The sequence below is a fragment of the Ensifer sp. SSB1 genome (assembly GCF_016652895.1).
Taxonomy (GTDB): Bacteria; Pseudomonadota; Alphaproteobacteria; order Rhizobiales; family Rhizobiaceae; genus Ensifer.
In genome coordinates, this window is record NZ_JAEPRP010000212.1 from 1 (window position 1) to 11,286 (window position 11,286).

Below are 11,286 nucleotides of genomic sequence, written 5' to 3' on the forward strand. Positions count from 1 at the left end.
ACTAGCAGCCAGTGGAGATCAAGCCGTCCGTCACCATTGCGCGCAGCAGCAGCGGCACGCCCTGGACACTTGCCGCACGTTGAGGAGGGACCGGCATGAGCGAGAAACGCACCTTCTGGACCTGCCTGCTGGCGCTGATGGTTGTGCTGCCGCTCGCCTTTGTCGTCCGCGCATGGGAGAGCCTTCGAGAAAGCCGATGGCTGAGCACCGCCAAGGCGGAAATCGTCGTCGAGGGTGGCGTGAAGCAGGCCTTCGCCGGTGGACAGTGGAAGCTCCTCGACATGAGGCGTCTGCCGCGCACCGATGACGCGCGCGTCATTCTCGCCGAATTCGAGGCGTCGCCGACCGATCGAGCCGTGCTCTCACAGGGAGCCTGCCTCGTCCGGCTGATCGACGACAAAGGGCGCCGGTTCGAACCTGTCTCCCTGACAGAGCCGATCGTCCGGAAGATGTATCCGGACGTCGCCGAGTGGCCGCGCTGCGGTGGCACGGCCTTCAGCGATGCCAAGGACGGCGCCGCAGTTCGCATGGCCGAGAGCTTCATCGTTCCCGCGGAGGCACGTGACCTTTCGCTGCGGATCGAGTTTCCCGGTGCCAGCGCCGAGACGCTGATCTTCAAGTGGACGCGTAGCTGATTTCGCTCTTCTCGGCCTGGCGGGACACGGCGTGTTCGAGCATCGCCGCCAGCAAGGTGATGCGCAGGGCGTCGAGCACGATGCCGCCGTCAAGGTCGCTGGGACTGCCGATGAGAAGGCCGAGAGCATCGAAGACGAACTGCCAACTCTGCAGGTCACCCATGCCGAGCGTTCGCGTCGCCGCGTACCAAATCCAGGCGCCCATCCAGGCGATGGCGCGGTAGGCGATGATGAAGGCCAGAAGGGTCGCGAGCCCCGAACCGAGCGTCAGCTTCAAGCAGGTCCAGATCGGGCTGTAACGGGAGCGGTAATCGCTGATGAAGTGGTCGAGGAAATCGGCAAGCCATTTGCGAAAGGTTCTGGCTCCGCGTCGCCGTGGCGACGACGGATTCGTGCGCGGTGCCGGGCTCGAAAGTTCGTAGCCGTTGATGATTGCCGCCATGACCAGCCAGATGATCGGAAGAAGCGCGTAGAAGAACAGGCCCTCCGCCTGCGCAGTCCAATCGGGCTTTCTCAGTTCCACCGGTACGAAGGTCTCGGCGGCATGCGCAATGCCGGTGAAGGTGAGTTCGTTCATGCCGAGAAGCTTGCCGGCGCCGAGCCAGCTGATGAACTGGTCCTTCCAGACAGACAGGCCATAAAGACCGATGAAGATCCAACTTGCGTCTGCGGCGACCACCAGCAAGCGCCAGAAGGGAGCCTCGCTGCGCTTGCTCATGCGTTTTGCGCCCCAACGCACCAGCCAGCACAGCGCGATCGACAGGAGTACGCCCCGCGATCTCGATATGTCGAAAAAGTCGGCCGCCTCGCCCAAGGCAACGGCATTGAGCGCCATGCGCGAATATTCGCGAACCGTATCGCCCAGGAAGCCCCAGGCGGCATAGTAGGCAAAGAACGGCAGGATGGCGGCGGCGGTAACGGCGATCAGCCGGCGGTCGGCTTTTGGTGCCGCGCTCGCGGTGCGCGCTGCCGCCGGCTGCTGCAGGAGCGCTTCGAGCGCCGGCAAGCCGGGGCGAAGCGCCATGAACATCAGAACAATGACGACGAGCTTTGCCAGCACAACGAATGAGAGCGTCACCATACCGCCAAGCGGATGCTGCAGGCCGATGAAGACTGCCGCACGCATCAGGAGATCATGCGCGATGTAGCCGCAGGTCCCGATCAAGAGAAGCTGCGGCCAGAAGCGAGCGAGCAGGCGCCCCATCAGAGCAAAGGGTCCGAAGACTTCGGCAATCGACGTCATGAACACAACATAGTTGCGTAGATCGGCGCCGACAACCGTGCGGAGTTGGCGCTGGGGCAAACGTCCGCCGCCCTGACCCCGTCAGATGTTGCGGCGCTTGCCTTCGATCAGGTCGAGCACCGCGCGTGCGGCATCGAGCACGTTGGTGCCCGGGCCGAAGACGGCGGACACGCCATTGTCCATCAGGTAGTCATAGTCCTGACGGGGGATGACGCCGCCGCAGATGACGATCACATCCTCGCCGCCGCGCTTCTTCAAGGCTTCTGCCAGCTGCGGCATCAGCGTCTTGTGGCCGGCCGCAAGCGAGGAGACGCCGATGACGTTGACCTTGCTCTTAAGCGCCATGTCGGCAGCTTCTTCCGGTGTCTGGAACAGCGGGCCGGCGAGCACGTCGAAGCCGATATCGCCGAAGGCCGACGCGATGACCTTGGCGCCGCGGTCGTGGCCGTCCTGGCCGAGCTTTGCGACCATGATCTTCGGCTTGCGGCCGAGCTTTGCGGAGACCTCGTCGAGGCGTCCGGAAAGGACGTCAAGCTCCGGCTCGCCCTCGTAGGCCTTGCCATAGATCTTGCTGACGACCTTGGGTGTTGCCGCGTGATCGCCGAATGCGCCGCGCATCGCGTCCGAGATTTCGCCGACGGTGGCGCGTGCGCGCGCGGCTTCCACGGCCGCCGCAAGCAGATTGCCTTCGCCGCTCTTTGCCGTCGCAGAGAGCGCGTCCAGCGTTTCCCGCACCTTGGTGCCGTCGCGGCGACGCTTGGTCTCCTCGATCCGGCGGATCTGCGCGGCGCGCACGGCGCTGTTGTCGATCTCCAGAATGTCGATCGGCTCCTCGTTGTCGAGCCGGTATTTGTTGACGCCGACGATGATCTCCTCGCCCTTGTCGACGGCGGCCTGACGGCGCGTCGCTGCCTCCTCGATCAGTCGCTTTGGCAGGCCGGCGTTGACCGCACGGGTCATGCCGCCCATCGCTTCGACCTCCTCGATCAGCGCCCAGGCCTTTTCGGCGAGTTCATTGGTCAGGCTCTCGACGTAATAGGAACCGGCCAGCGGATCGACGACCTTGGTGACGCCGGTCTCGTGCTGCAGGATCAGCTGTGTGTTGCGGGCGATGCGCGCGGAAAACTCCGTCGGCAGCGCGATCGCCTCGTCGAAGGAGTTGGTATGCAGCGATTGCGTGCCGCCAAGGGCCGCCGACATCGCCTCGAAGGCGGTGCGGATGATGTTGTTGTAGGGATCCTGCTCCTGCAGCGAAACACCGGAGGTCTGGCAATGGGTGCGCAGCATCAGCGACGACGGCTTCTTCGGCTCGAACTCCTGCATGATCCGGGTCCAGAGCAGGCGTGCCGCCCGAAGCTTCGCCGCCTCCATGAAGAAGTTCATGCCGATGGCGAAGAAGAAGGAAAGTCGGCCGGCGAACTCATCGACGTTCAGCCCCTTGGCAAGGGCAGCGCGCACATATTCGCGCCCGTCGGCAAGCGTGAAGGCGAGCTCCTGCACCAGCGTCGCCCCGGCCTCCTGCATGTGATAGCCGGAGATCGAGATCGAATTGAACTTCGGCATCTCCTTGGCCGTATACTCGATGATATCGGCGACGATGCGCATCGACGGTTCCGGTGGGTAGATATAGGTGTTGCGGACCATGAACTCCTTGAGGATGTCGTTCTGGATGGTCCCTGAAAGCTTGTCGCGCGAAACGCCCTGTTCTTCGCCCGCAACGATGAACGAAGCGAGGATCGGGATGACCGCGCCGTTCATGGTCATCGAGACCGACATCTCCTGGAGCGGAATGCCGTCGAACAGGATCTTCATGTCCTCGACCGAGTCGATCGCAACCCCCGCCTTGCCGACATCGCCTTCGACGCGCGGATGGTCGCTGTCATAGCCGCGGTGGGTCGCGAGATCGAATGCGACTGACAGACCCTTCTGCCCGGCCGCGAGGTTCTTCCGGTAGAAGGCGTTCGAGGCTTCGGCCGTAGAGAAACCGGCATATTGACGGATCGTCCAGGGGCGGCCGGCATACATGGTCGCGCGCGGACCACGCACGAAAGGCTCGAAGCCCGGCAGCGAAGAAAGATGATTGATGCCGTCGAGGTCGCCGGCTGTATAAAGCGGCTTCACCGCAATGCCTTCGGGTGTCTGCCAGGTGAGGCTTTCCGGCGCTGCCTTCAGTTCACGCTCGGCGAGCGTTTCCCAGTCCTTGATGGTCTTTTGGCTCATCGTCAGCTCCTTGCCCGAAAGGGGCGCCTTCCTTGCCTCATCCCTGTGACAAGCACAGGAATGAGGGCGGCTATGACTGTCACTCGAATTCCATGATCAGTTCGTCGACCGCGAGGCTGGCGCCGGCGGCGACCGCCACCCGCTTGACCACGGCCCGCTTCTCGGCGCGCAGGATGTTCTCCATCTTCATCGCCTCGACCACTGCGAGCGCCTGGCCGGCTTCGACGGTGTCTCCGGCCTTGGCCGAGACCGAGGTGATGACGCCCGGCATCGGGCAGAGCAGCATGCGCGAGGTATCCGGCGGCAGCTTCTTCGGCATCAGCCGCGCCAGTTCCGCAACGCGCGGGCTTCTGACGTGGGCTATGGCGTCGATGCCGCGCCAGCGGAGCCGGATGGCGGTTCCGACCAGATCGACTTTGACGCTCAAGGGTTCATTGTCGATGTTGAAGGTGGCAAGGGTGCGGCCAGGAGCCCAGTCGCCGGCGATGGTGACCAAGCCGCCGTCGGCAAATCGGACATAGGCACCATCAGCAGACGCGCCCGCGGTGACCGCAAAGTTGTGATCGCCGAGGCTGACAACCCAGTCATGGCCGACGACGCGGCGGTGATTGCCGATCGTGCCGGAAATCTGGCTGGCGCGCTCCTGCAGCACCTGGTTGATCGAGACGGCGACGGCCGCGATCTTGCGAAGCGACTGCGCGTCGGCCGCGACGCCGTGGAAGCCGTCGGCAAATTCCTCGGCGATATAGGCGGTCGTCAGTCGGCCTTCGCGGAAGCGCTGCTGCTGCATGACCGCTGAAAGGAAGGGCAGGTTGTGGCCGATACCTTCGACCTCGAACTGATCGAGCGCGTCGGCCATGGCCTCGACCGCCGTCTGCCGATCCGGTGCCCAGGTGCAGAGCTTGGCGATCATCGGGTCGTAGAACATCGAGATCTCGCCGCCCTCGAAAACGCCGGTATCGTTGCGCGTCACCGTTCCGTTGTCGCTTGTGCCCTCGACCGGGGGACGATAGCGCGTCAGCCGGCCGATCGACGGCAGGAAGTTGCGATAGGGATCTTCGGCATAGAGCCGGCTTTCGATCGCCCAGCCGTTGAGCATCACGTCGGCCTGGCCAAAAGCGAGTTTTTCGCCGGCGGCAACCCGGATCATCTGCTCCACGAGATCGAGCCCGGTGATGAGCTCGGTGACCGGATGCTCCACCTGCAGGCGGGTGTTCATTTCGAGGAAGTAGAAGTTGCGCTTGCCGTCGACGATGAATTCCACGGTGCCGGCCGAATGGTAGCCGACGGCCTTGGCGAGTGCGACCGCCTCTTCGCCCATGGCCTTGCGGGTCTCGGCGTCGAGGAAGGGTGACGGCGCCTCCTCGATGACCTTCTGGTTGCGGCGCTGGATCGAGCACTCGCGTTCGCCGAGATAGAGCGTGCTGCCATGTTTGTCGCCGAGCACCTGGATCTCGATATGGCGTGGCTCGGTCACGAACTTTTCGATGAAGATGCGGTCGTCGCCAAAGGCGTTCTTTGCCTCGTTCTTCGACGACTGGAAGCCTTCGCGTGCCTCCTGGTCGTTCCAGGCGATGCGCATGCCCTTGCCGCCGCCACCGGCCGACGCCTTGATCATCACGGGATAGCCGATCGACGCGGCGATCCGCACGGCCTCGTCAGCATCCTCGATCAGGCCCATGTGACCGGGAACCGTGGAGACACCCGCTGCAGCCGCCAGCTTCTTCGAGGTGATCTTGTCGCCCATCGCCTGGATCGCGCCAACCGGCGGGCCGATGAAGGCGACACCTTCCTTTTCCAGCGCTTGCGCAAAGGCGGCGTTTTCCGAGAGGAAACCGTAACCCGGATGAACGGCATCGGCGCCGGTCTCGCGGATCGCGTCGATGATCTTGTCGATAACGATATAGGACTGCGCCGACGGCGACGGGCCGATATGCACGGCCTCATCCGCCATGCGCACATGCATCGCGTCTCGGTCGGCGTCGGAATAAACCGCGACCGTTGCGATGCCGAGCTTCTTCGCGGTCTTGATGACGCGGCAGGCGATTTCACCACGGTTGGCGATGAGGATTTTCTTGAACATCGTGTTTCTTTCTCAAATCCTTGGGGGCGGCGTCAGCGTTTGAACTTGCGGCGATAGGGCAGAAGCGCGATCGACGATGCCGCAGCCGCACCGCCAAAGAGCAGCGCGAAGGGCACGACGACCATGAGGGTGGCAAGCACCGGGCTCGTGGAGCGGATGATATGGGTCCCGACCGCGCCGATGTTGAGCCAGATCAGAACGCCGGCCGTGATTGCCCCGATCGTAACGCCGATCAGCGCGTTGACGGTCATGTAGCGCAGCATCTGCCAGTGATCGCGTCGGGCCTCTTCCGGCGTCATCACGCGCTCCGGTTCCCGTTCCATCGTCGCCTCCATCAGAGCGGGATCGTGTCGTGCTTGCGCCAGCGAACATCGACCTGCTTGTTGCGCAGCGATGCAAAGGCCCGGGCGATGCGGCGACGCGATGAATGCGGCATGATCACCTCGTCGATGAAGCCACGCTCGGCCGCCACGAACGGGTTGGCGAAGCGCTCCTCATACTCCTTCGTGCGCGCCGCGATCTTCTCGGCGTCGCCGAGTTCGGAGCGATAGAGGATTTCGGTCGCGCCTTTGGCGCCCATGACGGCGATCTCGGCGGTCGGCCAGGCATAGTTGACGTCGGCGCCGATGTGCTTGGAGGCCATGACGTCGTAGGCGCCCCCATAGGCCTTGCGGGTGATCAGCGTCACCATCGGCACGGTCGCCTGGCTATAGGCAAAGAGCAGCTTGGCACCGTGCTTGATGACGCCGCCATACTCCTGCGCGGTGCCGGGCAGGAAGCCGGGCACGTCGACCAGCGTCAGGATCGGGATCGAGAAGGCGTCGCAGAAGCGCACGAAACGCGCGGCCTTGCGCGAACTGTCGATATCGAGGCAGCCGGCGAGCACCATCGGCTGATTGGCGACGACGCCGACCGTCTGACCTTCCATGCGGATGAAGCCGGTGATGATGTTGCGGGCAAAGCTCTGCTGCAACTCGAAGAAATCACCTTCGTCGGCGAGCGCCAGGATCAGTTCCTTCATGTCGTATGGCTTGGTGGCGCTATCGGGGATCAGGCTGTCCAAACGCATTTCGAGCCGCGCCGGGTCGTCGTGGAAGGGACGGACCGGCGGCTTCTCCCGGTTGTTGAGCGGCAGGAAATCGAAGAGCAGGCGCACATGCTCGAGCGTTTCGATATCGTTCTCATAGGCCGCGTCGGCGACGGAGGACTTTTTCGTGTGCGTGCCCGCACCGCCGAGTTCTTCGGCCGTGACGATCTCGTTGGTCACGGTCTTTACGACGTCGGGCCCGGTCACGAACATGTAGGATGAGTCACGCACCATGAAGATGAAGTCGGTCATGGCAGGCGAATAGACGGCGCCGCCGGCGCAGGGCCCCATGATCACGGAGATCTGCGGGATGACGCCCGAGGCTTCGGCATTGCGGCGGAAGACCTCGGCATAGCCGGCAAGGGACGCCACGCCTTCCTGGATGCGCGCGCCGCCCGAGTCGTTGAGGCCGATGACCGGCGCGCCGTTGCGCACAGCCATATCCATGATCTTGCAGATCTTCTGCGCATGCGTTTCCGAAAGCGAACCGCCGAGAACCGTAAAGTCTTGGCTGAAGACATAGACCTGGCGGCCGTTGATCGTGCCCCAGCCGGTGACGACGCCGTCGCCCGCGACCTTCTGGCCTTCCATGCCGAAGTCGACGCAGCGGTGCGTGACATACATGTCGTATTCTTCGAAGGAGCCTTCATCGAGCAGCACCTCGATGCGTTCGCGCGCCGTCAGCTTGCCTTTGCCGTGCTGGGCCTCGATCCGTCGCTCACCGCCGCCGGCTCTTGCTTCAGCCCGGCGGGCCTCGACCTGTTCTAATATGGCGCGCATGGTGCCCTCCCGATTTTTTGATGCCCGGCTTTTTCAACGCCCGGCTTTCTCAACGATTGTGCAGAGGCGCTTCGACCTTCGCAATAGCGTCGAAGGTTGGATGGAAAAACGTCCCTTCATGTGCAAATGTGAAATAGAGAAATTTGTGAAACGTAAATTGCAAAGTTGCAAACATGGCTATCGGCAAGCTCTACATAGGCCGCAAGGTCAGGGAATTGCGGGAGGCGAACAAGGCAACCCAGGGCCAGTTCGCCGAACGCATCGGTATTTCCACCAGCTATCTCAACCAGATCGAGAACAACCAGCGGCCGGTTTCGGCCGCGGTGCTTCTGGCGCTCGCCGAGAAGTTCCAGATCGATATCGCGGAGCTTTCGACTGGCGAGGGCGATCGCCTGCTTTCGGCGCTCTCGGAAGCGCTCAGCGACCCCCTGTTCGAAACCTATTCGGCAAGCCTGCAGGAGCTGAAGCTCGTCGCCCAGAATGCGCCAGGGCTCGCGCATGCGCTGATCACCTGCCACCAGGCCTATCGCCGCAACAGCGAACAGCTTGCGAGCATCGACGACACGATCGGCCGCGGCGGCCCCTTCGTCGAAACCACGCCCTATGAGGAAGTGCGCGACTTCTTCCATTTCGTCGACAACTACATCCACGAGATCGATCTGCTCGCAGAGCGGCTTGCCGGCGAACTCGGGCTCGGCGAGGGCGACAACCACGCAGCGCTGGCAGCCTATCTGGAGCAGCGCCATGGCGTCCGCGTCGTGCGCGGTGCCGCCGGCGACGAGGCGATCCGTCGCTTCGATCCGCGTGCCCGTATCCTGACGCTCAACCCTTACGCACCGGCGGCGACGCGCGACTTTCAGATCGCCCTGCAGATCGCCCAGCTTCATGCCCGTGAAGAGATCGACCGGGTGGCAGGCAGCGCCGGCTTCCGCACCGAAGAGGCCTATGAGATCTGTCGCATTGGGCTGCAGAACTATTTCGCCGGCGCGCTGATCCTGCCCTACCAGGCGTTCCTAAAGGCCGCCCGCGACCTGAGGCACGATATCGAGCTGCTCGCCGCCCGTTTCGGCGCGTCACTGGAACAGGTCTGCCACCGCCTTTCGACCCTGCAGCGGCCGGGGCAGAAGGGCATTCCGATCTTCTTTGCCCGCATCGATCGCGCCGGCAATATCACCAAGCGCCACAGTGCTGCGAAGCTGCAATTCGCTCGCTTCGGTGCCGCCTGTCCGCTCTGGAACGTGCATCAGGCCTTCGAGACGCCGGGCCGCATCATCCGTCAGCTGGCCGAGACGCCGGACGGAGTTCGCTACCTCTGTCTCGCCACCCAGATCACCAAGGGTGGCGGCGGTTTCCGTGCCGCGCAGCCGCGTTATGCGCTGGCGCTCGGCTGCGAGGTCTCCTACGCCGATGCCTTCGTCTATGCCGACGACATGGACCTTGGCAACCGCGCCGCCTTCGACCCAATCGGCATTTCCTGCCGTATCTGCGAACGGACGAAATGCGCCAGCCGCGCCGTACCGCCATTGAAGCGTCGCCTGATTGTGGACCATGACTTACGCGGCGCTCTGCCGTATCGTCTAAGTGAGAGTTGATTGGAGCCGTCTGTTCATTTTTGAACAGAGCCTGTGAGAAGTTGCATATGGGCCTGTTCGAAGTTTGGTGTAACTAGGCCTCGATTGCCTGCAGCGCCGCGCGTCTTCCGAGATGCGCAAAGGTCGCTGCAGCGCTCTGAGTTGCTGCAAGCGTGGAAGCCTGCAGCCGGTATGCGGTCAGGGAGGACATGCATATGGATTTTCGCCTGTCGGAGGAGCAGGAGGCCATTCGTCAGATGGCGCTCGATTTCGCCCGCGACGAGATCGCCCCTCACGCGATCGACTGGGATCAGCAGAAGCATTTTCCGGTCGACACGCTGCGCGGTGCCGCAGCACTCGGCATGGCCGGCATCTATGTCCGTGACGATGTCGGCGGCACGGGCCTGACCCGGCTCGATGCCGCGATCATCATCGAAGCCTTGGCGACCGGCTGCCCGGCCGTTGCCTCCTTCATGTCGATCCACAACATGTGCGCCGGCATGATCGACCGCTATGGCACCGATGAGCAGCGCCAGCGGCTGTTGCCCAAGCTCCTGACGATGGACGTGCTCGCGAGCTACTGCCTGACCGAGCCCGGTTCCGGTTCGGATGCCGCGGCCCTGAAGACCAAGGCGGTCAGGGACGGCGACAGCTATGTCCTGACGGGCCAGAAGCAGTTCATTTCCGGCGCCGGCGAATCCGGCCTCTACGTGATCATGGCGCGAACCGGCGAGGACGGCCCCAAGGGTATCTCGACCTTCATCGTCGAGAAGGACGCGCCGGGGCTTACCTTCGGCGCCAACGAGAAGAAGATGGGCTGGCACGTGCAGCCGACCCGGGCGGTCATGCTCGACGGCGTGCGGGTGCCCGCGCAAAACCGGCTCGGCGGCGAAGGCGACGGCTTCAAGATCGCCATGGGCGGGCTTGACGGCGGTCGCTTGAACATCGCCGCCGCCTCGCTTGGCGGTGCGCAGTCCGCCTTCGAAAAGGCGCTCGCCTACGTCCAGGAGCGTCGCGCCTTCGGCAAGGCGATCGGCGAATTCCAGGCGCTGCAGTTCCGTCTCGCCGACATGGCGACCGATCTCGAAATCGCCAGGACCTTCCTGTGGCGCGCCGCTTCGGCGCTCGATGCCGGTGACGCGGAGGCGACGAAACTCTGCGCCATGGCCAAGCGCTTCGTCACCGACCGCTGCTTTGCCGTCGCCAATGACGCGCTGCAGCTCCACGGCGGCTACGGCTATCTCGCCGACTATGGCGTCGAGAAGATTGTCCGGGACCTTCGGGTGCACCAGATCCTCGAGGGCACCAACGAAATCATGCGTCTCATCGTGGCGCGTTCGCTTATCGGCCGGAAATAGGCCAGAAACGGGAAAGATCGCTCATGGAAATGCAGACGCCAGCACCGGAAGTGATCGTCGAGCGCCAGGGGGCGATCGGCAGGATCCGGTTGAACCGCACTCGGGCTCTCAACAGCCTCAACGTCCCGATGATCCGGCTGATTGCAGCGGCGCTGAGCGAATTCGAGAACGATCCGCAGGTTGCGGCCGTGGTTGTCACGGGCGAGGGCGAACGCGGGCTCTGCGCCGGCGGCGATATCCGCATGATCTATGAAAGCGGTCGCGAGCGCCCGGAAGAGGGCGCTCGGTTCTGGCGCGAGGAGTTCGTCG

General features: G+C 63.6%; 9 protein-coding genes. 4 read left to right on the forward strand and 5 right to left on the reverse strand.

Features of this window, described 5'->3' with window-relative positions; genetic code table 11:
* The first annotated feature begins 95 nt into the window (after positions 1-95).
* The gene (locus tag I8N66_RS32845) at positions 96-635 is read left to right on the forward strand and encodes a hypothetical protein (RefSeq protein ID WP_291163324.1); all 540 of its coding nucleotides are present in this window, start codon (positions 96-98) and stop codon (positions 633-635) included.
* Here I8N66_RS32845 and I8N66_RS32850 read toward each other — a convergent pair.
* From I8N66_RS32850 to I8N66_RS32870, 5 genes are all read right to left on the reverse strand, one after another.
* Complete coding sequence (locus I8N66_RS32850; protein ID WP_291163327.1) at positions 616-1,938, reverse strand: hypothetical protein; 1,323 nt, start codon at positions 1,936-1,938, stop codon at positions 616-618. The genes I8N66_RS32845 and I8N66_RS32850 overlap by 20 nt on opposite strands.
* Positions 1,939-1,959: 21 nt before the next feature.
* Positions 1,960-4,098 (reverse strand): methylmalonyl-CoA mutase, encoded by a 2,139-nt coding sequence (gene scpA, locus I8N66_RS32855; RefSeq protein WP_291163330.1) that lies wholly within the window; start codon positions 4,096-4,098, stop codon positions 1,960-1,962.
* A gap of 79 nt (positions 4,099-4,177) precedes the next feature.
* The gene (locus I8N66_RS32860; protein ID WP_291163333.1) at positions 4,178-6,181 is read right to left on the reverse strand and encodes an acetyl/propionyl/methylcrotonyl-CoA carboxylase subunit alpha; all 2,004 of its coding nucleotides are present in this window, start codon (positions 6,179-6,181) and stop codon (positions 4,178-4,180) included.
* Positions 6,182-6,213: 32 nt separating this feature from the next.
* Entirely contained in the window at positions 6,214-6,504 is a 291-nt protein-coding gene (locus tag I8N66_RS32865) for a hypothetical protein (protein ID WP_223729595.1), read from the reverse strand.
* 11 nt (positions 6,505-6,515) lie between these two features.
* A complete protein-coding gene (locus tag I8N66_RS32870; RefSeq protein WP_291163337.1) occupies positions 6,516-8,048 on the reverse strand; it encodes an acyl-CoA carboxylase subunit beta in 1,533 nt (510 codons plus the stop codon).
* A gap of 173 nt (positions 8,049-8,221) precedes the next feature.
* Here I8N66_RS32870 and I8N66_RS32875 point away from each other — a divergent pair, with 173 nt between their 5' ends.
* The 3 genes from I8N66_RS32875 to I8N66_RS32885 form a co-directional block, all read left to right on the forward strand.
* Positions 8,222-9,640 (forward strand): XRE family transcriptional regulator, encoded by a 1,419-nt coding sequence (locus I8N66_RS32875; RefSeq protein ID WP_291163340.1) that lies wholly within the window; start codon positions 8,222-8,224, stop codon positions 9,638-9,640.
* Between the two features lie 194 nt (positions 9,641-9,834).
* Positions 9,835-10,977: an isobutyryl-CoA dehydrogenase gene (locus I8N66_RS32880; protein ID WP_291163343.1), complete on the forward strand. Its 1,143-nt coding sequence runs from the start codon at positions 9,835-9,837 to the stop codon at positions 10,975-10,977.
* 23 nt (positions 10,978-11,000) lie between these two features.
* Positions 11,001-11,286: enoyl-CoA hydratase/isomerase family protein (locus I8N66_RS32885; protein ID WP_291163346.1), on the forward strand; the 286-nt coding region annotated here is incomplete at its 3' end.

Excerpts from the sequence above, each read along its gene's own strand:
- I8N66_RS32845 (WP_291163324.1), top strand. The coding sequence starts at position 96 with ATGAGCGAGAAACGCACCTTCTGGACCTGCCTGCTGGCGCTGATGGTT.
- scpA (WP_291163330.1), bottom strand. The coding sequence starts at position 4,098 with ATGAGCCAAAAGACCATCAAGGACTGGGAAACGCTCGCCGAGCGTGAA.
- I8N66_RS32860 (WP_291163333.1), bottom strand. The coding sequence starts at position 6,181 with ATGTTCAAGAAAATCCTCATCGCCAACCGTGGTGAAATCGCCTGCCGC.
- I8N66_RS32865 (WP_223729595.1), bottom strand. The coding sequence starts at position 6,504 with ATGGAACGGGAACCGGAGCGCGTGATGACGCCGGAAGAGGCCCGACGC.
- I8N66_RS32870 (WP_291163337.1), bottom strand. The coding sequence starts at position 8,048 with ATGCGCGCCATATTAGAACAGGTCGAGGCCCGCCGGGCTGAAGCAAGA.
- I8N66_RS32875 (WP_291163340.1), top strand. The coding sequence starts at position 8,222 with ATGGCTATCGGCAAGCTCTACATAGGCCGCAAGGTCAGGGAATTGCGG.
- I8N66_RS32880 (WP_291163343.1), top strand. The coding sequence starts at position 9,835 with ATGGATTTTCGCCTGTCGGAGGAGCAGGAGGCCATTCGTCAGATGGCG.